The 25890-nt window shown below is 48.2% G+C and carries 23 protein-coding genes and 1 other annotated feature (1 of these 24 only partly in view); of the genes, 2 read left to right on the top strand and 21 right to left on the bottom strand.

What is annotated here, in order from left to right:
* Positions 1-227, bottom strand: a binding site (T-box leader) (it extends 15 nt beyond the left edge of the window).
* A gap of 57 nt (positions 228-284) precedes the next feature.
* Positions 285-989: a histidine phosphatase family protein gene (locus P9B68_RS07960; RefSeq protein ID WP_135660456.1), complete on the bottom strand. Its 705-nt coding sequence runs from the start codon at positions 987-989 to the stop codon at positions 285-287.
* Positions 990-1156: 167 nt separating this feature from the next.
* Here P9B68_RS07960 and P9B68_RS07965 point away from each other — a divergent pair, with 167 nt between their 5' ends.
* A complete protein-coding gene (locus P9B68_RS07965; RefSeq protein ID WP_135660454.1) occupies positions 1157-1861 on the top strand; it encodes a helix-turn-helix domain-containing protein in 705 nt (234 codons plus the stop codon).
* 61 nt (positions 1862-1922) lie between these two features.
* Here the strand turns inward: P9B68_RS07965 and P9B68_RS07970 are convergent, their stop codons facing one another.
* The 10 genes from P9B68_RS07970 to P9B68_RS08015 form a co-directional block, all read right to left on the bottom strand.
* Positions 1923-2135, bottom strand: a complete 213-nt coding sequence (locus tag P9B68_RS07970) for a hypothetical protein (RefSeq protein WP_277668818.1) — start codon at positions 2133-2135, stop codon at positions 1923-1925.
* A gap of 483 nt (positions 2136-2618) precedes the next feature.
* Positions 2619-2813: a hypothetical protein gene (locus tag P9B68_RS07975; RefSeq protein WP_135660450.1), complete on the bottom strand. Its 195-nt coding sequence runs from the start codon at positions 2811-2813 to the stop codon at positions 2619-2621.
* 252 nt (positions 2814-3065) lie between these two features.
* Positions 3066-3476 (bottom strand): hypothetical protein, encoded by a 411-nt coding sequence (locus tag P9B68_RS07980; RefSeq protein ID WP_135660448.1) that lies wholly within the window; start codon positions 3474-3476, stop codon positions 3066-3068.
* A 42-nt stretch (positions 3477-3518) separates the two neighbouring features.
* The gene (gene glgA, locus P9B68_RS07985; RefSeq protein WP_135660446.1) at positions 3519-4949 is read right to left on the bottom strand and encodes a glycogen synthase GlgA; all 1431 of its coding nucleotides are present in this window, start codon (positions 4947-4949) and stop codon (positions 3519-3521) included.
* 42 nt (positions 4950-4991) lie between these two features.
* Positions 4992-6107, bottom strand: a complete 1116-nt coding sequence (gene glgD, locus P9B68_RS07990) for a glucose-1-phosphate adenylyltransferase subunit GlgD (RefSeq protein WP_277668819.1) — start codon at positions 6105-6107, stop codon at positions 4992-4994.
* Positions 6107-7330: a glucose-1-phosphate adenylyltransferase gene (locus P9B68_RS07995; protein WP_135660442.1), complete on the bottom strand. Its 1224-nt coding sequence runs from the start codon at positions 7328-7330 to the stop codon at positions 6107-6109. The genes glgD and P9B68_RS07995 overlap by 1 nt, the downstream gene beginning before the upstream one ends.
* A gap of 21 nt (positions 7331-7351) precedes the next feature.
* Positions 7352-9310 (bottom strand): 1,4-alpha-glucan branching protein GlgB, encoded by a 1959-nt coding sequence (glgB, locus tag P9B68_RS08000; protein ID WP_277668820.1) that lies wholly within the window; start codon positions 9308-9310, stop codon positions 7352-7354.
* A 269-nt stretch (positions 9311-9579) separates the two neighbouring features.
* On the bottom strand, positions 9580-10599 hold the full coding sequence (gene gap, locus P9B68_RS08005) for a type I glyceraldehyde-3-phosphate dehydrogenase (protein WP_277668821.1): 1020 nt from the start codon (positions 10597-10599) through the stop codon (positions 9580-9582).
* A gap of 87 nt (positions 10600-10686) precedes the next feature.
* The gene (locus P9B68_RS08010) at positions 10687-11688 is read right to left on the bottom strand and encodes a hypothetical protein (RefSeq protein ID WP_135660414.1); all 1002 of its coding nucleotides are present in this window, start codon (positions 11686-11688) and stop codon (positions 10687-10689) included.
* Between the two features lie 15 nt (positions 11689-11703).
* The gene (locus P9B68_RS08015; RefSeq protein ID WP_135660412.1) at positions 11704-13077 is read right to left on the bottom strand and encodes a citrate/2-methylcitrate synthase; all 1374 of its coding nucleotides are present in this window, start codon (positions 13075-13077) and stop codon (positions 11704-11706) included.
* A 432-nt stretch (positions 13078-13509) separates the two neighbouring features.
* Between P9B68_RS08015 and spoIID the strand changes: the two genes are divergently transcribed.
* Positions 13510-14538, top strand: a complete 1029-nt coding sequence (gene spoIID, locus P9B68_RS08020; RefSeq protein WP_277668822.1) for a stage II sporulation protein D — start codon at positions 13510-13512, stop codon at positions 14536-14538.
* A gap of 150 nt (positions 14539-14688) precedes the next feature.
* On the opposite strand, the gene P9B68_RS08025 is transcribed toward spoIID, so the two are convergent.
* From P9B68_RS08025 to P9B68_RS08070, 10 genes are all read right to left on the bottom strand, one after another.
* Complete coding sequence (locus tag P9B68_RS08025; protein WP_135660408.1) at positions 14689-15402, bottom strand: ABC transporter ATP-binding protein; 714 nt, start codon at positions 15400-15402, stop codon at positions 14689-14691.
* A gap of 1 nt (position 15403) precedes the next feature.
* Positions 15404-16165, bottom strand: a complete 762-nt coding sequence (locus tag P9B68_RS08030) for an ABC transporter ATP-binding protein (protein ID WP_135660406.1) — start codon at positions 16163-16165, stop codon at positions 15404-15406.
* 3 nt (positions 16166-16168) lie between these two features.
* The gene (locus P9B68_RS08035; protein WP_207669572.1) at positions 16169-17191 is read right to left on the bottom strand and encodes a branched-chain amino acid ABC transporter permease; all 1023 of its coding nucleotides are present in this window, start codon (positions 17189-17191) and stop codon (positions 16169-16171) included.
* A 3-nt stretch (positions 17192-17194) separates the two neighbouring features.
* Entirely contained in the window at positions 17195-18076 is an 882-nt protein-coding gene (locus tag P9B68_RS08040; RefSeq protein WP_135660403.1) for a branched-chain amino acid ABC transporter permease, read from the bottom strand.
* 106 nt (positions 18077-18182) lie between these two features.
* Positions 18183-19352, bottom strand: a complete 1170-nt coding sequence (locus tag P9B68_RS08045; RefSeq protein ID WP_135660401.1) for an ABC transporter substrate-binding protein — start codon at positions 19350-19352, stop codon at positions 18183-18185.
* Positions 19353-19709: 357 nt separating this feature from the next.
* On the bottom strand, positions 19710-21362 hold the full coding sequence (locus tag P9B68_RS08050) for a peptide ABC transporter substrate-binding protein (RefSeq protein WP_135660399.1): 1653 nt from the start codon (positions 21360-21362) through the stop codon (positions 19710-19712).
* Between the two features lie 66 nt (positions 21363-21428).
* Entirely contained in the window at positions 21429-22397 is a 969-nt protein-coding gene (locus tag P9B68_RS08055) for an ABC transporter ATP-binding protein (RefSeq protein ID WP_135660397.1), read from the bottom strand.
* Positions 22394-23404 (bottom strand): ABC transporter ATP-binding protein, encoded by a 1011-nt coding sequence (locus tag P9B68_RS08060; RefSeq protein ID WP_135660395.1) that lies wholly within the window; start codon positions 23402-23404, stop codon positions 22394-22396. The genes P9B68_RS08055 and P9B68_RS08060 overlap by 4 nt, the downstream gene beginning before the upstream one ends.
* An 11-nt stretch (positions 23405-23415) precedes the next feature.
* Entirely contained in the window at positions 23416-24474 is a 1059-nt protein-coding gene (locus P9B68_RS08065) for an ABC transporter permease (protein ID WP_407932273.1), read from the bottom strand.
* A 17-nt stretch (positions 24475-24491) separates the two neighbouring features.
* Positions 24492-25409: an ABC transporter permease gene (locus tag P9B68_RS08070; RefSeq protein WP_135660393.1), complete on the bottom strand. Its 918-nt coding sequence runs from the start codon at positions 25407-25409 to the stop codon at positions 24492-24494.
* Positions 25410-25890 lie beyond the last annotated feature (481 nt).

Raw genomic sequence — 25890 nt, forward strand, 5'->3', positions numbered from 1 at the left:
ACTTATCCGCGGTACCACCCAAATTCAGTTCCGAAAAGGAACCCTCTGTAAGCCTCCAACAAGGCTCCGGCCTGTAACGCTGCCGCTGCGTCCGCTTCTAATGCTTTCCTTTCGAAGACGGAGGCTCCGGGATGAGCTATACACACAAGATTCCGCACCGGCTCGCACCTTTCCGCCGGTTCTCTGCAATGCTTCCGCCTGTGTCTTATTCCCTTCTTTGCCTTTGTAGCATGTTAAATTATTTATTATTATATTTTATGCTTTGCCGGTTGTCAAGGACTTTTTTATTTTCCCTCTTTTTTGCCGTATGCCCTGTCGGCAGCTTCACGGGCCAGGTCAATCACCATCCTGCCGTCGTCCGGCGTGGGCACTTCCCTTGGAGGAATGGTGTCGTACACTTCGGCAACCATGGAACGCATCCACAGGCCCGGCGTAATGCGCAGGGAATAGCCGCATCCGCTCTCCGTCATCCAGTCGTAGAAATTGGCCTTCGGAAGGCCGTATGTAGAAAGGATTGACATAATTGTGCCGCCGTGGGTCACAATAACAGCGCTGTCCATTCCGGAACGCAGCATGCTTTCCACAATCCTTTCGAACGAAGCGCACACACGCTGCATAAAAGCGCCCCCGGACTCACCGTTCGGCGGAGTCACCGCCTTTCCGCCTTCCATCCATTCGGAAAAGTGCTCGTCCTGCGCGGCGATTTCCTCCGCGGTCTTTCCTTCCCAATCACCAAAATCACATTCGCGCAAATCGTCCACCAGCATCGGCTGCGCCTCCGGGTACAAAATGCGGAGGGTCTGAATGCAGCGCAGCATCGGGCTGCAATAGTAAAGCTGCGCTTTGGGATACGTATAGAGCCGCTTCAAATTTTCAAGCTGCGCGACTCCTTCGTCTGCAAGCGGCAGATCCGTACTGCCGATATACTGTCCCAGAAGGTTTCCTTCTGTAAGGCCATGACGGATAAAATGGATTGTATAGGACTTCATAACAAGTCTCCTTTTATATGATAAAATCGATTTATAGCTTCAGGATCAAGATAATGGAGGGATTTTCAAACTAGACACGATATCTAGCGGCTTTACAAAGCGTTATATTAGGTATATACTTTACAAGGTGTTAATTTTTTCCACAATTCGACAGGGGATAATTAGATATGAATAACAGCTTTCCGAGAATTATAACTCTACTGCGTAAGGAACGCGGACTCAGCCAGAAAAAAGCCGCCGAGGAATTGGGTGTTTCCCAGGCATTGCTTTCGCATTATGAAAAGGGAATCCGTGAATGCGGACTGGATTTCGTCGTAAAGGCGGCGGACTTTTATGATGTCTCCTGCGATTACCTGCTCGGAAGGTCCCCGCACCGCAGCGGAGCAACCATTAAGGTGGAAGATATTCCGGAGCCGGACGCTATCGGCAAGGAAAATGTATTGAAAGGCAGCCTTCTTCCGGTATTGAATAAAAAGCTGATTGCCAATTCATTGAATATAATATTTGGAATTTTGCAGAAGGCGGGGAACAAATCGCTGACCACCGAGATTTCCGCCTACCTGAATCTCGCCATTTACAAGAGCTTCCGCCTGCTTTATTCCGCGAATCCGAAAAACCCGCAGGGGATGTTCGCGGTCCCGCAGAAGCTGAGCGACGGGCGCTCCAGCGCAGCGCAGGATATTGCGCTTTCAAACGCCAGTTGTGTTGCGGACGGCGAAAGCGTTGAAGACATGAAAGGGTTGGATAAGGACAAGCTCCCGGAGCTTTCCCCCGAAAAAATTTCTGCGGATTACCCGCTGTTCGCTTCGTCCCTCTTTAATCTGATTCAAAACGCCGAAACGCGCATGGGAGCAAAGAAACAAACTAAATAAAATTATAACATAGATGAAACAAATTACAACCGGCCCGCTGAAATTCAGCAGGCCGGTTGCTTTATTTAAAATAGAATTTTACGGCATCGTAAATTACGAAAAGACCCATAGCTGGTGACAACGTTTTCAAAATATAATCGGTAATATACAGTTCGGCTAGAAAATCATCATTCGGAAACCAGCTTCTTGTTAATATGTAGGGCAAAAAAACGATAAAAATGCCGATAATTAGGCCGGTTATTAAAATTACCGCACGAGATGTTTTTGTATTCATTCATACCTCCGAAAAGATTATTGATAACGAACCTAGTAGAATCTGGCGCGATCCTCCACATAGCAATAGCTATAGTGATTAGTTGACCCTGATACACTAAAATTCACTGATGCAGATTGGCCTACTCCAATAGATACTCCGCCGCCACCAGTTGTCGTACCGTTATTAAAAAAAAATCCTTCTACAGTATAAAATATTGTACTAGCATCTTCTAAATTGGCATATACAGTACCGGAAAATTGTTTGGACATATTGCCGTATTTCCTGTTCATATTTATATTAAGGATCTTAAGTATTCAAAAGTGATAATCACCTTCCGACGTTTCACAGTAAAATTTTAATTGCGGTTTATATTCTTTTGTTACCGTAAATGACTCCGTAAATGTACGATAAGTAGAACTTGCTGCCAACACTTTAGCAGAAGTATAAGAATTCTTATTTGGAGTTTCAAGACTTGAGATTACTTGATTTTCCGCTTGCGATTTAGAAATGGTCTTTTGCGATTTCCTCCACGATTTCATTGAAGGTTAATACTCTACTTACAGAAAACTTGGAGTTATCATTCTGAAGCAATTGATTGTTTTTATCCCTCTCAACTGCTAACGCAGGTACTGCAACCGCCAAAGAAATTGCAAATGTTAGAAATAAGCTAATAACGTTTTTTGCAGAGTTTTTCATTTTTTACTCTCCTTTTATTTTTCCGATTTGAATATTACTTGCGTTAATATGCCCATTGGTACCGCCCCCTTTTTCTTAAAATGGAAACCTTTTTTCGATTTCATAATATATAGACAACTTTGGAGGCAATTTGCAACACTTTTTTAAATTGTTTTTATAAATAGTATGAAAATAGCAAAAAAGCCATGGAAAACTCCATGGCTTCGTCTTTTGTCTTTTGGGGCATGGCGCAGGCTACCCCGCGCCCCTGTTTTATTCTATCTGCGCCGCAAGCCGTTCGCCCTTTGACGTAAGGGACGCGTAACCTTTGCGCATATACGGAAGGTTAAAGACCGCCCCCGGCCGCTGGGCGCCTTCCATAACGGTATGGCACAACAGCTCGTAAATTTTGCTTTTGTAATAAACGTCGTAGTCCCCCGAAACCCAGACACGAACCGTATAGTCAATGAAAACAAGCCCTTTTTCCATCAGGCTTTGCAGCGCAGTACCGCGCTGCTTGACCGTTTCCATTGAATCCTGCGGGTCCGTAATCCGCACATAGTTCAATGCAATGGAAACGAGCTCTAGTTCTTCCGAATTGTGCAGTTCCAAACGCACAATCGGATACCGCTTCGCCCGCTTCATTTCGAGCAGGATTTCCTGTTCATCTTTTGTAATATTCAAATGCTGATTCCTCCTGCATTTTCTCGGATCGACCCCCGCAGATCAGGCGTTTTCCTTGATCAGCTCGCGGTACAGCCGGATATACTCGTTTGCCGATCGTCCCCAGCTGAAATCGCATTTCATGGCACGCTCTACCAGAATGTCCCATCCTCCCCGGTTCTGATAACCCTCCAGCGCACGGCGCAGGGCATAAAGCATATCGCCGGAATCGTAGCTGCGGAAGGTAAAACCGTTGCCCTGCCCGTCGCCGCTGTCCTGTATGGAATCCTTCAAGCCGCCGGTTTCCCGGACAACCGGAATCGCACCGTAACGCAGCGCAATCATCTGCGCAAGCCCGCAGGGCTCGCTCTTGCTAGGCATCAGGAAAATATCCGCAGCGGCATAGATTTTGCGGGAAAGCTCCGGAACAAAACCGAAACAGGCGCAAAGCCTTCCGGGATATTTATTCTGCATTTCTTTAAAGAAGTTCTCGTATTCCCAATCCCCGGAACCCAAAATGACAAACTGGACATTGTTTTCCGTCATTAGCCGGTCAAGCGCTTCTTTCACAAGGTCAAGCCCTTTGTGGGGCACCATTCTGGTAACCATCCCGATCAGCGGCGTTTCCGGCTCCTCGCGCAGGTTTAGGCGCTTTTGCAGTTCCTTTTTATTTACCGCCTTGCCAGAACGGTCTTCGGGCGTAAACGGGGCGTAAAGATCCGGATCGTTCGCGGGGTCATAATCCACCGTGTCGATCCCGTTCAGAATCCCGGACAGCTTCCATGTCCTTTCGCGCAGGATGCTATCTAGGTCATGCGAGAACCACGGATCGAGAATTTCCGTTGCGTAGGTCGGGCTGACGGTTGTTACGCGGTTCGCGCATTCAATCGCACCCTTGAGCAGATTAATGCACCCGTCGTATTCCAGAATGGAAATCGCCGATTGGGGAATGCCAAGCACATCCTCAACAAGTTCCTTTCCATACTTGCCCTGATATTGAATATTGTGTATGGTCTGAACGGTTTTTATGCCCTTGTACCAATCGTTATTTGCATAAAAAATACTGAAATAGATCGGAACCAGCGCGGTCTGCCAGTCATTGCTGTGGAGGATATCCGGCCTAAAATCAATATAAGGAAGCATTTCAAGGGCCGCACGTGATAAAAACGCGAAACGCTCCGCGTCGTCGTAATGTCCGTACAGCCCATGGCGCTTAAAATAATACTGGTTGTCAATCAGATAATAAATCACACCGCCGGCTTTTGCTTCGAACACGCCGCAGTACTGGCGCCGCCAAGAAACCGGAACGGACAGGCTGGTGATAAACTTCATATTGTCGCGCAGTTCCTGCGGTATATCTTCATACAGCGGCATAACAACCCGGCAGCCAATCAGGCGGAGCCGAAGAGCCTGCGGAAGGGAGCCTGCCACCTCGGCCAGCCCTCCGGTTGCGGCAAAGGGCCTCGCCTCGCTGGTACAATATAAAACTTTCATTGATAAGCCTCCTTAGCTGAAATTTTGGCTGCAACGGGAAGGTCAGACGACGCTTCCCTTACTGATAAAAACCGGATAGGAATGAAATCCGAAAAGGGAACGGTCGTTTTTTATCACCGCGTCTTTATCAATTATTACATAATTCAGGTGACAGTTCGCCCCAATCTCCGTATCCTGCATAACCACACAGTTTTCCAGCTTTGTATTTTTCCCCACATGCACGCCTCGGAAAAGCACGCAGTTTTCCACGGAGCCCTCGATGACACATCCGTCGGCGATCAGCGAATTGCTTACGCTGGAGCCAAGCCCATAGCGGGCAGGCATATCGTCGCGCACCTTCGTAAAGATCGGCCGGTCGGGGTTGAACAGCTCCGCCCGTACCGCCGGCTGCATCAGCGCCATATTTGCTTCAAAATAGGCGTTCATCGAGCAGATTGACTGCGTATAGCCTTTGAATTCATAGGCGCAGATTTTGTAGGTTCCGATATTCCTTTGCAGGAAATCCCGCTTGAAATTATATAAGTTCCGGCTGACACAGTCCGCTATCATTTTCATCAGAAGCTCACGTTTCATCAGAAGCATGCTCAAGCCGTAATGGCAAACGCCTTCCGTGTGCGGATTGATCAGCATATCCTTCACGCGATCCTCCTTATCGATCGTGTAAACCGTCGGGTCGCAAATCTTTTCCGGAAGTTTCCCGGTCCGGTAGATGATGGTGATATCCGCGTCATGCTTCATATGGAAGGACACAACATCGGTAAAGTCAATATTGCAAACAACATCGGAGTCGCTCAACAGTACAAACTCTTCCCTGGAGTTCGCCAAAAAGGTATTAATAGAGGCAAGTGATTCAATCCGGCTGTTAAAAACCGTACATTCGCTTGTGAAGGGCGGAAGAATGGAAAGCCCCTCCCTTTTGCGGGACAAATCCCACGCTTTCCCCGACCCAAGATGATCCATCAGAGACTGGTAGTTGCTCTTGGTAATGACACCGACCTTGTTAATTCCCGAATTCACCATGTTGGAAAGCGGGAAATCGATCAGACGGTACCTTCCGCCGAACGGAACCGAACCCATTGTGCGTTTGTCGGTCAGTTCCCGAATCCTTTCCTCATGAAGGTCTGAAAAAATCAATCCCAAAACATTGTTTCCGCGCATTATTTCGCCGCCTCCTCTGCTAGTGTTTCCGCGTCTATCATTGCTTTCGGCGGAATGACGGCGCCGGGAGCAATGTTGCAGCCGTCCCCAATCACAGTAACGCCCCACTCGTCCTTATTGGCAATATCCTCAGGGCGCGCGCCGACAACCGCCCCCTTTCCGATCACCGTGTTTTCCGACACGATGGCATACTGTACGACCGCGCCTTCCTCCACGCGGGAGCCCGGCATAATAATGGAATCCTTCACAACCGCGCCCGGCGCAATCGTAACACCGGCGAACAATACAGCGAAATCAATTTCCCCGTATACATTGCAGCCCTCTGCAACGAGAGAATTCTGCACCTTGGCGCCGCTTGCTATGTAGTGCGGCGGCATAACCGGGTTGCGGGAATAAATTTTCCAGTCGCCTTCGTTCAAATCCAAGGGGACATTGGGGTTCAGCAAATCCATATTGGATTCCCAAAGGCTGTCAATGGTCCCTACATCCTTCCAGTAGCCCTCAAAACGGTAGGCAAACATGCGCTCCCCCGCCTTGAGCATAGCGGGAAGGACGTCTTTTCCGAAATCATTAGAGGATTTCGGGTTCGCTTCGTCCATTTCCAGGTACTTGCGAAGCTTGCTCCACGTAAACACATAAATCCCCATGGAAGCCTGGTTGCTTTTTGGAACCTTCGGCTTCTCGTCAAACTGATAGATGGAGCCATCCGGGTTCGTGTTCAGAATTCCGAAGCGGGAAGCCTCGTCCAGCGGAACCTCGAACACCGCAATCGTGCAGTCGGCCCCCTTTTCCTTATGGTAGGCAAGCATCTTGGAGTAATCCATTTTGTAAATATGATCACCAGAAAGCACGACGACATATTCCGGATTATACCGTTCAATGTATTGGATATTCTGATAGATTGCATTCGCCGTGCCTTTGTACCAGTCGGATTTGCGGCTGCGCTGATAGGGCGGCAGCACGCGCACCCCCGCATTCATACTATCCAAGTCCCACGGCTGTCCGCTTCCGATATATTCATTCAGAACAAGCGGCTGGTATTGCGTCAGCACACCGACCGTTTCAATTCCGGAATTCACGCAGTTGGAAAGCGCGAAATCAATAATGCGATATTTCCCTCCGTAGGGTACTGCCGGTTTCGCCAGATTCTTAGTCAGGACGCCCAAACGGCTTCCCTGACCCCCTGCCAGCAGCATGGCAACTACCTCTTGTCTTGGCAACATTTTAATACCCTCCCTAGTAATTCACTTGCTCTTCTTGGATTTCTCCTTGAGCACAGTAGTTTTGGCAGTCTTTTTTGCTTTTCGCCTTTTACATTTCAAAAAAAGGACGGACAGCGGCGGCAAGGTCAATTCAACCGACTGCTGAAAACCATGCATTGCCTTTCGATCGGTATGAATTCCGTCCCCGTTGGTAATCCCGCTCCCCCCAAATTCGGCACGGTCCGAAGAAAAAATTTCCGCATAAGTCCCCTCAAACGGTACCCCAATAGAATAGTGTTCACGCTTAACAGGGAGAAAATTACAAACGGCGATGATTTCATGCCCGCTTGCATCCATCCGGCGGAAGGCGATTACGCTCTGTGTGTAATCATCATTGGAAATCCAGGAAAATCCTTCCCACGTAAAATCAATTTCCCACAAGGGGGCAGTATTCAGATAAAAACGATTCAGCGTTTTCACAAAATACTGTAATTGCCGATGTTTTTCTTCATTTAAAAGCCCCCAGTCCAGCTCTGTTTGATAATTCCATTCGTTCCACTGCCCGAATTCGGTGCCCATGAAAATCAGCTTTTTTCCGGGATGTGCCATCATATAACACATGAAAGCGCGCACGCCTGCGTATTTTTGATCCTCATCCCCCGGCATCTTATTCAGCAACGAACGCTTCCCGTATACGACCTCGTCGTGCGAAATCGGTAAAATGAAGTTTTCCGAAAAGGCATAGAAAAAGGAAAACGTTACATTGTCGTGGTTGAATGGACGGTATATCGGGTCAAGTGACATATAATGGAGCATATCGTTCATCCAGCCCATATTCCATTTATAATTAAAGCCCAGCCCGCCGCAGTAGGTCGGTTTGGAAACCATTGGCCACGAGGTGGACTCCTCCGCAATCATCATAACGTCCGGGAAAAGCTCGAACACGGATTCGTTCAGCTTTTGCAGGAAAGCAACCGCTTCCAAATTTTCTTTTCCACCGTTTTTATTCGGGATCCATTCGCCGTCCTTGCGGCTGTAATCCAGGTAGAGCATGGAAGCGACCGCGTCAACGCGGATCCCGTCGATATGATATTTCTCCAGCCAGAAAACCGCGCTGGAGACCAGAAAGCTGATTACCTCGTTGCGGCCGAAGTCGAAAACCAGCGTGCCCCATTCCTTATGCTCGCCCTTACGGGGGTCGGAATATTCGTAGCAGGGCGTGCCATCGAAGCGGGCAAGGCCGGATTCATCCTTCGGGAAATGCGCCGGAACCCAGTCCATAATCACGCCGATCCCCGCCCTGTGGAGTTTATCTACAAAACTCATGAATTGCTTTGGTTCGCCGTAACGGGAAGTTGGGGCAAAATATCCGGTAACCTGATAGCCCCAGGAACCATCGTAGGGATATTCGGTAATCGGCATCAGTTCAATGTGCGTGTACCCCATCTCCTTCAGATAGGGAACCAGCTCGTCAGCCAGCTTATCGTAGGAAAACGTATTTCCGTCCGAATAACGGCGCCAGGAGCCCATGTGTATTTCGTAAATATTAACCGGCTGGTTATAATGCTTTTTCGCAGCCTTATGCTTCATCCATGCGCTGTCACCCCAGGGATAGCCTTCTATGTCGTAATACTTGGAAGCGTTGCCCGGGCGTGTTTCAAAATGGTAGGCATAGGGGTCGCTTTTAAAGGTTTGTTTTCCATCCGCGCTTTCCACACAGAATTTATAAGGCTGGTACTGCTCCATAACAAACGGAAGGTAGCATTCCCAAACGCCGTCGCTGATTTTTTCCATGGGATAAACCCCGGGTTTCCAGTCGTTGAAATCGCCTACAACAGAAACCGCTTCGGCATTCGGCGCCCATACGCGGCAAACCATGCATTCTTTTCCGTCTGCTACAGTCTTATGTGTGCCCATAAACTCGTATGCTTTTATGTTCGTGCCTTGGTGAAACAAATAAAGCGGCAGATTTCCGTCATTGGATGCAGCAGTAATTTGCATGTTAAACAACTCCCCTGGTTTTAATTCCCTTGTCATGATTTTATCATATCACAAATCTGCAAAATAGCAATACTTTGGTGATTTATTTGTAATATTTATTGAGTTGATTCTATATTTTTAGTCATTTTGTTATAAAAATCATACCTTTTGACCCTGTAACAAACAGGGCTGTTCTAAGTATACCATTCTCTTTATGTCGCTTTTTGTGGTACCGGGAGAGTATAAAAAAGTCCCCGCGGTTTGCACCGCGGGGACTGAAAAATCAAATCTTATTCGTGGTCAACTTTGTTCATGTGCTTAATCAGGTCGAGAACCTTGTTGCTGTAACCCCATTCATTGTCGTACCAGGAAACAAGCTTTACGAAATGATCATTCAGCATGATACCGGCATTCTTATCAAAGATAGAAGTGCGGGGATCGCCGAGGAAGTCGGAAGAAACAACCGCGTCTTCGGTGTAGCCGAGGATACCCTTCATTTCGCCTTCGGAAGCTTCCTTAACGGCTGCGCAGATCTCATCATAAGTGGTTGCCTTTTCAAGTCTTACGGTCAGGTCAACAACGGAAACGTCCAGAGTCGGAACGCGCATGGACATACCGGTCAGTTTGCCCTTTACTTCCGGAATAACAAGCGCACATGCCTTTGCAGCACCAGTAGAAGAAGGAATGATGTTGCCTGCTGCCGCACGACCGCCTCTCCAGTCTTTCATGGAAGGACCGTCAACGGTCTTCTGGGTAGCGGTTGTGGAGTGAACGGTTGTCATCAGGCCTTCAACGATGCCGAACTTGTCGTTGATAACCTTAGCCAGAGGAGCAAGGCAGTTTGTTGTGCAGGAAGCATTCGAAACAACCTTCATGTCTTTCTTGTAAGTGTCGAGGTTTACGCCGCATACAAATGTCGGGGTTTCCTTATCCTTTGCAGGCGCGGAAATAACAACCTTCTTTGCGCCGGCTGCGATATGGGCAGAAGCCTTTTCGGTTGTGCAGAACACACCGGTGGATTCTACAACATATTCAACGCCGATCTTGCCCCACGGAATCTGGGAAGGCTCTTTTTCAGCAAAAACTTCGATCTTTTTGCCGTTGACGACCAGCTTGCCGTCCTCAGCCTTAACGTCGCCCTGGAAATGACCATGCATGGTATCGTATTTTACCATGTAGACCATGTAATCTACATCAATGAACGGATCGTTAATACCAACAATTTCAAATGTTTCCGGCTGGGCGACTGCTGCACGGAATACTAAGCGGCCGATGCGGCCAAACCCGTTAATGCCAACTTTAATAGACATAAAACAAATACCTCCTGAAATTTATTGTTTCTTTTCCTATTTTATAGCATTCTACGCCATTTTACAAGTGATTTGATATAATTTTAACTAGCTTTTTTCAATTCTCTTCAGAAAAGGGCTGCTTGTATGATTAAAAAAGCAGATATCGCTGCCGTAGGTCCTTGTAAGATACTCTAAACAGCTCTCCTGGATCGGTTCGGCATTCTCTTCCTCTGTTTCTCCTTCCTCCGTTCCACTTTCTGCCGTTTGCGCCGGATCCCGCGCAAATTCCTGAATATCGGCGGACACCCGGACAACTGAATTTTTGGAAACCGCCGCAAGGAAGAAAAGAATATACAGCGCAAAGAGAATATTGGCCGGGTAGAAGCCGGACGGGAACAGTCCCTGGCGGGTAACATGGATTATCTGCTCCACGGTGCCGGTGATGCCGGTTAACAGGGCCATGAGCGCCGCCGGAATGCCAAACATATAAATCATTTTTCCACTTTTTTCATCATCTATACGTGCAAGCAGCTTTGCCTGATGGAACAGGAACAGCAAAATAAAAATTACTGTAAAAGTATCGTAAATATTTTCCGCCACATTCACAACGGCCACAAAACGGATAAACATGGCGACAAGGCATGCGCAACCCCACACGGAAGGTACCAACGCAAGAAGGGGCTGTTTTTCAAAGGTGTTTTTCCCCGCCGCAAAGTTGGAGCCGGCAAGAATCAATACGATCGCTGCGAAAACGCCAAGAACTGTTAAAGCAGTATAGGCAAGCTGGCTTTGCAGGCTTTCAATTCCGAAAAGGCTTATGACACATCCCACAATCACGCCCACGCCGGTCAGAATCCCGAAAACCGCGGCCGGAATGCTGCGAATCGGGCTGTAGGGTGCACGGCTTCTGCGGTCCATAGCAGACATTATGAGCATCAGGGCGGCCCCAACCGCAAGCACAAAGGAAATCATTGCCGTCGTCCGAATTCCGTCGGTATAAAATCCTGTGCCTTCTTCGCTTAAGAAGCAGATTTGATACAGCCGGAGCGGAAGGGTAATCAGCAATGTAACAGCAAAGACAATCCAGGCATTTTTAATTTTCATCATATCTTCCTTCCGTTATCACTGCGCGTCGCGTTTTTCAAGGGGTATGTAGGGCCTGCTTTTCGACAGGGACCGGTACGCAGGACGCATAATTCTGCCGCAGGTTTCCATTTCCTCCATACGGTGGGCGCACCAGCCGGCAATACGGGAAATGGCGAAAAGCGGGGTGTACAGGTCGCTTGGGATTCCCAGCATCTCGTAAACTAGGCCAGAATAAAAGTCCACGTTGGCTGAGATGACCTTCCGCTCGCCCTTTACCTTGGCGAACGCGTCGGGAGCCAGCTTTTCCACCCGCTCAAACAGTTCGAACTTTTTCAGCATATCCTTTTCTTCCGCCAGCCTGCGGGCCTTGTTCTTCAGGATAACGGCTCTCGGGTCAGAAAGCGTATAAACCGCGTGTCCCATTCCATATATTAAGCCGGAATGGTCGGCGGCCTCCCCGCGGACAATTTTAACAAGGTATCGGGAAAGCTCGGTTTCGTCCTCCCAATTGTGCACATTCTCCATGATGTCCCTCATCATCATCATGACCCTGTGGTTGGCGCCGCCATGGCGCGGACCTTTCAGGGAACCGATTGCGGCCGCAATCGCGGAATACGTGTCCGTACCGGTTGAAGAAAGGACGCGGACGGTAAAGGTGGAGTTGTTGCCGCCGCCGTGCTCTGCGTGAAGCATCAGGCAAAGGTCGAGCAGCTTCGCTTCTTCATCCGTAAAACTCCTGTCCGGCCGGATCGCATTCAGAATGGACTGCGCCGTGGAATGCTTCGGGTCAATCGGATGGAAATACATGCTCTTTTTATCAAAGTGGCGCCTTTTCACCTGATAGGCGTACGTCATAATCGTAGGAAGCCGAGCAATCAGTTGGATTGCCTGCCGCATATTGTTTTCTAGCGATGTGTCGTCCGGATTTTCATCGTAGGAGTAAAGTGCCAGGACGGAACGCGCCAGCTTGTTCATAATGTTTTTTGAAGGCGCTTTAATAATCATATCCTCGGCGAAGTATTCGGGGAGCTCACGATAACTGTTCAGCGTGCGGACAAAGGTCTGGAGCTGTTCCTTGCTCGGCAGCTCGCCGAAAAGCAAAAGCCATGCAACCTCCTCGTAACCAAAACGGTTATCCGCAATGCATCCATTAACAATATCGTTCACGTCGATGCCGCGGTATGTAAGCTTTCCTTCGTCCGGAATCCGTTCGCCGTCCGCGATTAAGTAGCCATGTACATTACAAATCGTGGTAAGGCCGGCCATAACGCCTGTTCCGTCCGGATTGCGCAGGCCGCGCTTCACCTGATACAATTCAAATTTTTCCGGGGGAATCTTATTATTGGCTCTGAATTCGTCGCACAAGCCCCGAAGCCCCGGATCATCTTGCTCAAGAACAATTTCTGCCATGATACACACCATTTCTCCACACAAATTTAAAAAAGACTGCCCTGTTCCGTGTGGCAGAACCGACAGCGCCATGAGCTTTTTTATGCTGATATTCTTAATATATATCAGCGCATGCCTAAAGTCAAGTAAATATACGGCTACAAAATCCCTGCATTTGCAATGTAATCTTTGAAAAATTTCATATTTTCCTTATATTTCTGCGTATAGGAAATATATTTAAAAATAATGAATATTTCATCGTGTTCGAATGTAAAATGTATTGATCATCAGAATAAGGAAGTGAACAGGTTGAAAGCCACCAGCCTGCAAAAAGATCCTATTTTCAAAACGCTTCCCTACTGGAAGCGGGAAAGGGGCCGCCGATATTTCCCGTGGAAATTCTGGACGCCTATTCATCAAATACTGTGCAGCACGGAGAAACGGTGGATTGAAATGAAGGGAAAAGCATTCCTTGGACTTCTTCTGTTTTTGATTATGTTTACCGTCCCATTCCTATCCATTGGCGCCAAAATACCGGACAAGACAGACAAGTTGAAAAAAGCGGCAAGCAGCGTACCGCTGGCAAAGCCCCAGCAGCAAAGCGTCGCCCCCGGCACGAAAAGCGCCGTTTCCGGCTTTAAAATACTGGACACCAAAAGCAACACCGTGATTACCGCAGACGACCGAAGCTTTCTTTACGGCGCGATCGTCACCGAAATGTCGCCGGACTTTCATCCGGAAGCGCTCAAGGCGCAGGGCGTTGCCGCATACACCTATTATAGCCGCCTGCGCGAACAGCAAAGAAGCAACCCGACCGCATCCCTGAAAGGGGCGGACTTTGCCGCGGACACGCAGGGATGGCAGATTTATGTTACCAAAGAGCAGATGAAACAGCGGTGGGGAGCGAATTTTGATACCTACTACAACAAACTCACCAAAGTGGTAGACGCCATTTACGGAAAGGTTCTGAAAAGCGACGGCGAGCTAGCCGACGCTACCTATTACGCGATATCCTCCGGCAATACGGAAACTTCGGAGGATATCTGGGGCGGGAAGCGCAAGTACCTTGTCGCGGTGGCAAGCCCCGGGGACGTGTTTGCAAGCGGCTACCAGACAACGGCGACGTTCAGCACAGCCCAGTTTAAAGCGGCGGTGCTGAAAACCGCGCCAAAAGCGAACCTGTCCGGCGACCCGTCTACATGGGTCGGGAATATCCAGCGGACGGCTTCCGGAACAATTAAGAACATACAGATCGGCGGCGTAAACATAAAGGGCAGCGACATCCGCAGCGCGTTCGCGCTGCGTTCCCCAAATTTCTCCATATCCTATGCAAACGGAACCTTTACCTTCCTTGTAAAAGGATACGGGCACGGCGTGGGGATGAGCCAGGTCGGTGCGAATTATATGGCGTCACAGGGTGCTTCTTACCAACAGATTCTGGCATGGTACTATCCGACTACCATACTGACGACTTTACATTAACTCCGCTGATTCAGCACATCCAGCGGGGAATAGTGCTTGAAGGCTTCCACACATAAAATATTCTCTTATGGCCGGAAAGAGGCGGAAGCTGTGCTTCCGCCTCTTCTGCAGACTATGAACGGAACGCGCCGACGCCAGGCATATCGACTTTTAACCGCCGAGGTAGGCCTTTCGCACCTTTTCATTGTTTGCTAGTTCGTCCGCGTCGCCCTGCATGGCAATTGAACCGGTTTCCAGAACATAGGCGTGATCCGCGATTTCGAGCGCTTTCTTCGCATTCTGTTCCACTAGCAGCACCGTCACGCCGGTTTTGTTAACATCCTTAATAATTTCAAAAATTTCGCCTACAAGCAGCGGGGAAAGCCCCATAGACGGTTCATCCAGAAGCAGCATCTTCGGATTGCACATCAGGGCGCGGCCAATCGCCAGCATCTGCTGCTCGCCTCCGCTTAGTGTTCCGGCAATCTGCCTGCGGCGCTCTTTCAAGCGCGGAAGGCGTTCAAAGATCTTTTCATAGTCTTCGCTTATTGCGCCCCCGTCGTTCCGGATATAGGCGCCCATTTCCAGATTTTCCTGCACCGTCATTTTCGCAAAAATTCTTCTGCCCTCCGGAACCTGCGCAAGACCCAGCCGTATGATTTTATGCGGCTCGACTGCCATCAGGTTGTTGCCGCAGAAGGTAATCTCCCCGCTTTTCGGTTTGACCAGGCCAGAAATGGAATGAAGCGTCGTTGTTTTTCCGGCGCCGTTTGCCCCAATTAGTGTTACAATTTCCCCTTCCGCCACTTCAAAGGAAATATTTTTAATTGCATGGATGGAACCGTAGTAAACATCCAGATTTTTAACGGACAGCATAACTCCCATTTTACTCACCCCCAAGATATGCGGCAATGACTTTCGGGTTGCTGCGCACTTCCTCGGCGCTTCCCTCCGCAATAATTCTGCCGTAATCCAAAACAACGATATGCTCGCAGATTCCCATAACAAAGTTCATATCGTGTTCGATAAGCAGAACCGCAACCTTGAATTTGTCACGGATTAGCGCAATGGTTTCCATTAGTTCCTTTGTTTCCGTCGGGTTCATACCAGCGGCGGGTTCATCCAGAAGCAGCACCTTCGGATTCGCCGCAAGCGCGCGGGCAATTTCCAGCTTGCGCTGCTGCCCGTAAGGAAGGTTCTTCGCCAGATCATCCGCGTGCTCTTCCAGATGAAAGACCTTTAAAAGCTCATATGCACGCTCGGTAACCGCTTTTTCCTCCTTCCAGTAGGAAGGCAGGCGGAAGATTCCCGACAAGACGGAATACTTCATCTGGTAGTTCATTGCAATTTTAACATTATCAATAACGGAAATATCCTTAAACAGACGGATATTCTGAAAGGTACGGGCAATCCCGTTCTGCGTAATCTGATAAGTCTTTTTCCCGACGATATTCACGCCATCCAGCGAAATAACGCCCTCTGTCGGCACATAAACATTGGTCAGCAGGTTAAAAACGGTTGTTTTTCCCGCGCCGTTCGGCCCAATCAGGCCGAAAATTTCGCCCTTCTCAATCGAAAAATGAACATCCTGAAGGGCCTGAAGGCCTCCAAAGGCAATGCCTAAATTTTTTGTTTCGAGCACAGGCATCGGTCAACCCTCCTTTTTTGCGGCATTCTTTTTATTGCCGCCCACAGTACTGCGGATTTTTTCAAAGGCTCCCGTCAGCGAAAACTCGCTGCGCCCCAAAAGGCCCGTCGGGCGGAACAGCATGACGCAGATTAATACGACCGAATACAAAAGCATGCGGTAATTGGAAAATCCGCGCAGCGCTTCCGGCAGAATGGTCAAAACCCCAGCGGATAGAATGGACCCGGTAATGGACCCCATACCGCCCAGTACAACCATAACGAGGATTTCCGTTGAGCGGTTGAAATCGAATTTTGACGGGTCGATCAAACCGATCTGGTGCGCGTAAAGTCCGCCCGCCACACCGGCGATAAACGCCGCCAGAACGAAGGCGAGCAGTTTATAATAGGTTGTGTGTATGCCAGCCGCCTCCGCCGCAATTTCATCCTCGCGGATGGCAATAACGGCACGCCCATGGCGTGAGGTTCCAAAAGTAAAATTCAAAAAGATTACAAACACAGCAATAAAGAATATATAGGTAAACATCCCCGTAAGGTTATGCCGCGTATTGAGAGACTCCATCCCGTAAAGGCCCTTGGCGCCGTTCGTAATCGTCAGGTTGTTCGCGATAACGCGGATGATTTCTCCGAAACCGAGCGTAATAATCGCAAGGTAATCGCCCCGCAGCCGCAGCGCCGGGACGCCGATAATAAAGCCGGACAACGCGGCGGCAAGTCCACCGATAATCAAAGCAATTGGGAACGAAACCGTAAACGGAAGCTTAACATTCAACGTAAACAGGGCGGCGGAGTAAGCGCCCACCAGCATGAAGCCGGCATGTCCCAGAACAAGCTGTCCAAGCAAGCCGGTCACTAGGTTTAAGCTGACAGCAAGAATAATGTTAATAAGCATCATATTGATAATATCGGAATAATAGCTGTTAATCACTCTCTGGGCGATCAGGGTGGAGATTCCAAAATATATAAGGAATACGATCGCCAGATTTACCAAATAGGAAATCCTTTTCTTTTTTGATATACCCAGCATCCGTTACACCTTCTCCCTTGTATTTTTGCCCAAAAGCCCAGTCGGTTTGACCAGAAGGACAATAATCAAAATCCCGAAAACCACCGCATCGGTCAGGTTGCTGCTGATATAGGCATTCGTCAGGCTCTCCGCAACGCCTAAAAGATAGCCGCCCAGCATAGCACCCGGGATACTCCCGATTCCGCCAAGCACCGCCGCGACAAACGCTTTCAATCCCAGAAGCCCACCCATAACCGGTTTTATCTGCGGATATGTATTGCAGTAAAGCACGGCGCCGACAGCCGCCAAAGCAGAACCGATGCCAAAGGTAAACGCGATGGTTGTATTCGTATTAATTCCCATCAGCTTTGCGGCACCCGCGTCCTCGGAAGTCGCGCGCATTGCTTTTCCGATTTTCATTTTGTTGACCATAAGCTGAAGTCCTGCCATCATAACGACCGAAACCGAAATATTTATAATCGTTGAAGATGTCAACTGAACACCGCCGAACTGAAGCGGAGCAAAAGCAAACATCTTCGGCATGGACTTCGGATCCGAACCGAAGAGCAGTTGGTAAAGATTTTGCAGGAAAATGCTGACGCCGATTGCGGTGATCAGCAGCGAAATCCGGGGCGCTTCGTGCACGAGCAGCCGACGGTAGGCAATACGCTCAATGAGCACACCGGCGACGCCGCAAAACAGGATAGAGCCAAGCACTGCCAGCCAGAGCGGTAAATTCATCATGACCAAAATGACAAAAACAGTATACGCTCCCACCATAATAATATCGCCGTGCGCGAAATTAATAAGCTGTACGATACCGTAAACCATGCTGTAGCCCAATGCCACCAGAGCATAGATGCTGCCGATGCCAAGGCCGTTGATTACCTGGGATAAGAATTCCATAAGCTGCACCCTCCTGCAATTCTAAGCCTTTTTCAAATAAATCCGAAAAGAGGGTGAATTACTTCACCCTCTTTTTCATTCAAAAATATCTGACTGAGTGAACGAATTACTTTTTAAAGTTTTCAACAAACTTATACTTACCGTCGGAAATGGTCGTAATAACCGCTTCTCTGACCGGGTTGCGGTTTTCATCAAATGTGGTGTTACCGGTAAGTCCCTTGTATTCCAGCGCTTTTAACGCGGAAACAATCTTGTCTGAATCTGTCGAACCGGCCTTGTTAATGGCCGCCGCCATCATGCCCATGGCATCATAACCCAGAACAGCAAACATGTTCGGATCGGTTTTATAGGTTTCCTTGTATTTCTTCAGGAATTCCTGAAGCTTCGGATCCGTGCTTTCCGCGGAGTACTGGCTGCAGAAATAGCAGCCCTTAACAGCATCCTGGTTGCTTTTGTCGATTTTCTCAAGGACACCGTCCCAGCCGTCCGCGCCAAGCAGCTTTGCTTTCAGGCCGATGTCTTTCGCCTGTACGGCAATCAGCGCAACATCGGAGTAATAAACCGGAATCATAACAACATCCGGATTGCTTGCCTTAATCTTCGTAAGCTGGGTTTTAAAGTCCATTGCGCCGGACTGATACGCTTCCTTGTTGGTAATGGTAATCCCTTCGGACTTTGCGGCCGCTTCAAAAGCGTTTGCCACACCCGTGGAATAGTCGTCGCCGTTGTCATAGATGATCGCGGCGGTCTTCGCATTCAGCTTTCTTGCAGCATAAGCCGCCATCAGTTCACCCTGGTACGGATCGATAAAGCAGGCACGGAATACGTTTTCGCCGGCCTTGGTAATATCCGCAGCGGTACCGGTCGCGGTAATCATCGGCAAACCGTCTTTCACCGCTTTTTGCGCAACGGCAATCGTCGGCTTGGAAGTTACGTCGCCAATCAGCGCGACCACCTTGTCATCCTGAACCAGCTTATTATAAGCATTAACGGCCTCAATGGCGTCCCCCTTTTCATCATAGGGCACATATTCGATCTTCTTGCCCAGAACGCCGCCCGCTTTATTGATTTCATCGACAGCAAGCTTAATTCCGTTATTTGTAGCAATTCCATAAACGGATACATTGCCGGTCAGCGGAGCAAGCCCGCCGATTTTAACGGTGTCTCCGCTCGCAGCATCACCGGTACCCTTTGAATCTCCCGATTGCGCACATCCTGTCACAGAGGCTGCAACCATCGTCGCCGCAAGCGCAGCCGCTAATAAACGCTTTTTCATTGTGTTTAACCTCCCAAATTCGAAATCGTCACACATTTTAATATCGATTTTTAAATATTTAATGTTTCTGATTATACTACTGATATCGCATATTTGCAACCTCATATTTGTAATTATGCGTTATATTTTATAGAATCGTTTATTTTACTAGTTTTTATTTACTTTTTTACATTGTAGATTTATTAAATGAAATAACGTATTATAAATATTGCAAAATGATCGATATATTATCACTTTAAACCAATAAAGACAGCATTTATGAAGTTGTTCACACTCTGTTCATTCATATACTTTTATTGAATTTGTACAAAAAGGCGTTCCCGAAAAAGACGGGAACGCCTTGAAAACGATATCCAATCAGCCTTCTACAGTAGCATACATGAAGTAGTCAAAGCCCATCGGATTCTCATAATAGCCTTTTACATTCGGATTCAACAGGAAAACGCGTGAACGGTAAGTGAGAGGAGCAACCGGCATATCTCTCATAATGATTTCCTCTGCCTGATGCAAAAGCGGCATTCTGACCTTGTTGTCGTCCGTTGACTTAACCTGTGCAATGATCTTGTCGTATTCCGGATTCGAGTATTTGGAACTGTTGTTGCCGCCATCGGTAACAAACAGGTCAAGCATGGAAACCGGATCGTTGAAATCAACGCCGAACGCGTCACGGGCGATCTGGTAATTTCCTTTGTTACGGGAGTCGATAAATACGGACCACTCCTGCTGGGAAATTGTGCAGTTAATGCCAAGCTGGGTCTTCCACATATTCTGGATGGCTTCCGCCATTGCGTTGTTCAAAGAAGCAGGGTTTGTAGCATATTCAACGGTGGGGAATCCCTTGCCATCCGGATAACCGGCTTCCGCAAGGAGCTTCTTCGCTTCAGCTACATTCTTCTCGTAATCCTCCGTGCTAACGGAATAGAAGTCTTTTCCGGCTTTACGGAACTCCTGTGTAGGCTCAACGTCACGAACACCGACCGGAACAAATGCGGCTGCGGCGGTCTGTGTTTTCTTTGTAACCGTATCCACAAGGTAGCTGCGGTCGATCGCAAGCGATAAAGCTTTTCTTACCTTCGGATCGTCGAAGGGCTTCTTCTTGCAGTTGAAATCAACAAAGTTTGTTCCAAGATCCGGTACTTTCTGGAAGTCCGGCTTCGACTGCCATGACGGAATTTCTTCGGTCGGAATGGCATAGCAGAAGCTGATTTCGCCGTTCTGGTAAGCGGCAAGCCTTGCGCTGTCATCTTCCAGCAAGACAAATTTAATGGTATCAAGCTTGATTTTATCTTTGTCGTAATAATTCGGGTTCTTCGCTAAAGTGATGCTTTCCTTATGGCTCCATTCCTTCATCGTAAAAGGACCGTTGGAAATATAGGTTTTCGGGCTCTGGGTCCACTGTTCGTTGCCCTCAACAACATCCTTGCGGAGCGGGAAATAAGCCGTAAAGGAAAGAAGCTCGTTAAAATACGGACACGGAGCTCTTAAAGTTACAACAAGAGTCTTATCGTCCTGTGCCTTTATGCCAAGCGTATCCTTGTCTTTTTTACCGGCTACAATTTCGTTTGCATTGAGGACCGGATCAAAAATATAAGCATACTGGGATGCGGTTTTCGGATCAACCGCTCTCTTCCATGCATATTCAAAATCGCCTGCGGTTACCGGCTTGCCGTCGGACCATTTAATGTCGTCACGAAGGGTAATCGTATACGTTTTGCGATCACTACTAACTTGAATATCTTTCGCTTGCGCATTCACCGTCTTCTTGTCCGAAGAGTACCTGGTCAGGCCTTCAAACAAATGGTTCATCACGGTGGTAACATCGGCCGCCTGGTTTAAAGCCGGATCCATCGTCAGCGGTTCAGAGCCAAGGCTGACGCTCAGCGATTTTGCACCGGCTGCTTCGCTGCTTACGCCTTCTGCTGTAGAGGTGCTCGCACCGCCTCCGCATCCCACAAATGCGGAAGAGAAAAGAGCCACTGCAAGTAACAAGGAAACTATTCTTTTTCTCATAAATTAAATCCCTCCAGTTTTTTCGAAAAATTCTTTTATTTCAATTTGCTCTGCAAATTAAAACCTCTAAATTTCTCCAATCCGGTGGCAGGCCGCAAAATGCCCTGCTTCATATTCTTTGAATTCCGGCACCTCGACGGCACACTGCTCCGTCGCGTACGGGCAGCGGGTCCGGAACCGACACCCAGACGGCGGATTCAGCGGGCTGGGCACATCGCCTTCCAGAACAATCCGCTTCTTTGTCCTGCTTGTATGCGGATCCGGAATCGGAATAGCGGAAAGCAGGCTCTGCGTATAGGGATGGATCGGATGCTCGTAAAGCATATCGCTGTCGGCCAGTTCCACCATCTTACCTAAATACATTACGCCAATCCGGTTACTGATATGCTTAACAATTGCTAAATCATGCGCAATAAATAAATAGGTGAGACCCAATTCCTGCTGCAAATCTTCGAACATATTCACAACCTGCGCCTGAATGGACACATCCAAGGCGGAAATCGGCTCGTCGCAGACGATGAATTCCGGCTGCACCGCAAGCGCGCGGGCAATGCCGACCCTCTGCCGCTGACCGCCGGAAAACTCATGCGGGTATCGGTTTGCATGCTCGGAATTCAGGCCAACCCTTTCCAAAAGGGAGAGGATCCGTTCATCGCGCTCCTTTTTATTGGCAGCGAGACCGTGTATATCGATCGGCTCCCCGATAATGTCACCGACGGTCATACGGGCGTCGAGGGAAGCGTACGGATCCTGAAAAACAATCTGCATTTTTCTGCGGTACGGTGCAAAGGGGACATGGGTAACGTCCACGCCGTCATATATAATCTTCCCACCTGTAGGCTCATATAATCTTAAAATTGTCCTTCCGGTTGTCGTTTTTCCGCAACCGCTTTCTCCTACAAGGCCGAAAGTTTCCCCTTTATTGATATAAAAGCTTACATCATCAACCGCTTTTACGTAATTTTTTTTAAACAGACCGCCGCTTACCGGGAAATACTGCTGAAGATGCTCAACTTCTAATAGCTTTTCGCTCATTCCTTGTTTCCCCCCTCGGCATTCTCAAACTGCTCTTTCTGAAGCTGCCAGCAGGCGCTTTTATGGCCCGGAGATATCTCCGTATACTCCGGCATCTGCCGCAGGCAGATTTTCATGCACTTGTCGCAGCGCGGAGCAAACGGGCAGCCCGCCGGAGGGGACAGCAAATCGACCGGCACGCCTTCAATCGGAACCAGGCGTTCGTGTCCCTTTTCATGCAGCTTCGGGATGGAACGCAGCAACCCTTCGGTATAGCAATGCTTCGGATTATAAAATATATCATCCGTACTGCCGATTTCCACAATCTTCCCGGCGTACATGACCGCTATGCGGTCGCAAACATCGGAAACAACACCCAGATCATGGGTAATCATGATAATCGACATATTGATTTTCTTTTTCAGTTCAACCATCAGTTCCAGTATCTGGGCCTGAATGGTTACGTCGAGCGCTGTGGTCGGTTCGTCCGCGATCAACAGCTTCGGCTCACAAGCAAGCGCCATGGCGATCATGACCCTCTGGCGCATACCGCCGGAGAATTCATGCGGATACTGTTTTAAGCGCTTTTCCGGTTCGTTCATGCCGACCAACCTCAACAGCTCGATCGCCCTCGCCTTGCGCTCCTCCTTATTTTTATTCGTGTGCAGGCGCAGCATTTCCATCAGCTGGCTGCCAATTGTGAACACAGGGTTGAGAGAAGTCATCGGATCCTGGAAAATAATGCTGACTTCGCTTCCGCGCATTTTGCGGAATTCTTTTTCAGTCATCTTATGCACTTGGTGGCCGTTAAAGTCCACCGTGCCGCCTACAATTTTACCCGGATTAGCGATCAAACCCATCAGGGTATATGCGGAAACACTTTTTCCGCTTCCGGATTCTCCAACAATTCCAAGCACCTCGCCGTGGTTAAGTGTGTAAGACACACCGCTGACGGCCTTTACCTCTCCGGCAGGGGTAAAAAAGGAAACTTGAAGGTTTTCTATATCAAGAAGGCAATTCGCACTCATTTTCAAATCTCCTATTTCTTAAGCTTTGGATCAAACGCATCCCTCAGGCCGTCGCCAAAGAGGTTGAATGACAAAATAATCAAGCTGATTGCAACAGACGGAACAATCAAACGATACGGGTAAGCGCTGATTCCGCCCAGCGCATCGGACGCAAGCGAACCCAGGCTTGCCATGGGGATAGCAACCCCCAGTCCAAGGTAGCTGAGGAACGCTTCCGTAAAGATTGCGGAAGGGATCTGCAACGTTGTTGTAACGATCAGCGTCCCGATACAGTTCGGAAGCAGATGCTTCATAATGATCTGACGGTTTGAAGCGCCCAGCGCCTTTGCCGCTGTAACAAATTCCTGTTCTTTCAGCGTCATAATCTGGCCGCGCACAATCCTTGCCATACCAACCCAGTACAGCAGGCTGAATGTAATAAAGATACTAATCAAACCGACTCCGACTTTTTGCAGGCCCGCAAAAGCGGGGTTACTGTCAAACAACCTCGTCAGCGGCGTTTTCAAGGTTACCTGCAAAAGGATAATAATTAACATATCTGGCACAGAGTAGATAATATCCACAATACGCATCATCACCATATCAACCTTGCCGCCAAAGTATCCGGCAATCGCGCCGTAAATGCTTCCGATCAGCAAAACAAGCAGGCTGGCAACCAAACCAACCATAAGGGAAATCCGCGCGCCGATCATGACGCGGATTGCAATGTCGCGGCCAAAGCTGTCCGTACCGAAAATATGCGGGAAGACGCTTTTGCCCTGAGAAATGCTTTTCAATTCCATTGTGGAGTACTGCATTGGACGCAGATCTTCGCTGCCGCGAATCTGCTGGTCGTAACGATACGGATAAAAATTCGGGACTATAAACGCAAAAATCATAACCAGAATGATGACCCCTAGCGCCACCATCGCCACTTTATTTTTCCTAAGACGCCGAACCGCATCCTTCCAGTAGGTTGTGCTTTCACGCATGACAACCAAAGATGCTTTCTCATCCGTACTGGCAGGCAAAAAATCTTCTGTGTTCAATTGCAAGCTGAACGGATTTTTCTTGAGCTTTATATTGTCCAATTTTTTTACCTGCCTTTCTACTTCAATTTAATTCTGGGGTCGACCAGTTTGTAACAAATGTCCACCACTACATTCATGAAAACCAACAGCACCGCAAGGAAGATTGTGGTGCTCATAACCATCGGGTAATCGCGGCCGGTAATGCAGTTGATGAATTCGCGGCCTAAACCCGGAATGGTAAATATTTTCTCAACGACAAAGCTTCCGGTCATCGTGTAAGCAAGCAGCGGGCCGACATAGGTAATGACTGGGATAATCGCATTGCGCATGGCGTGTTTAAACAGCATGACAAACTTATTCACGCCCTTTGCCTTCGCCGTGCGGATATAATCCTGATTCAAAGCATCCAGCATACTGGATCGCATCAAACGGGTTATATACGCCGTTGGGTAAAACGACAGCGCTGCGACCGGCATGATGTAATGCAGCGGGGTCTTTAAACCGAGCGTCGGCAGCAGATGCAGATTGACACCAAACGTAATCAGCAGAAAAGATGCAACAACAAAGCTTGGCACGGCTATTCCCAGAGTTGAAATCACCATCAGCAAGCTGTCGACCCATTTCCCTCTGTTCAGCGCCGCTACAGAACCCATCGTCACACCCAAGACCAGCGCCAGCAAAACCGACATGCCGGCAAGTCTGGCCGAAACGGGAAACGTTGAAAAAATTATATCATTGGCGGTTCGTCCCTTCTGCTTGATGGACAGGCCCAGATCGCCATGAATGAAATTCTTCATAAAGGTTATGTACTGCTCCGGAAGCGGTTTGTCCAAACCGTACTTCACCTTCAGCGCCTGTGTTGTTTCGGGCGACACAGCCTTTTCACTTAAAAAAGGGCCGCCTGGGATCATGTTCATTAGTGTAAATGTGATGATTGAAATGAGGAAAATTGTTAAAAGTGCGTAGCCCACGCGCTTTATCACATATTTTATCACTTTAGCCACTCCTTAAATTGGATACCGGGGCACCAACCCGTTAAACCGCCGATTGATAAATAAAGCAGCCTGACGCGCTGAAAATCAGGCATTGACAACGCCAACACAGTAACGGTTTAACGCGCTAAAACCCCCGCAAACGCTATATAGGACACACTCGTTGAGTGTGTCCTCAAAACATGCACTATTGCAGTATTATATCAATTTTGAATTCAAAGTTCAAGCCGAATTAGTAATTTGTTCTGTGTTTTGACAATTTTTTTGCATAACAAAAATTTTTCCATTGCATTCTATAATCCCGATATAAAATTTGCAATCTCATTTTTTAACAAACATTTTTTGAAAAAACTATTGCAATTCACTAGTTTTCCATTCAAAGAGGCGTGATAGAAAAAACGCAAAATATTTTTATAAAATGAATTTGTGAAAAATGTTCCTGCATATTTAAAACGGTGAATAAAGATTCAATGAATATTTTTCA

The organism is Caproiciproducens galactitolivorans, from assembly GCF_029266045.1.
In the GTDB taxonomy this organism is placed as follows: domain Bacteria; phylum Bacillota; class Clostridia; order Oscillospirales; family Acutalibacteraceae; genus Caproiciproducens; species Caproiciproducens galactitolivorans.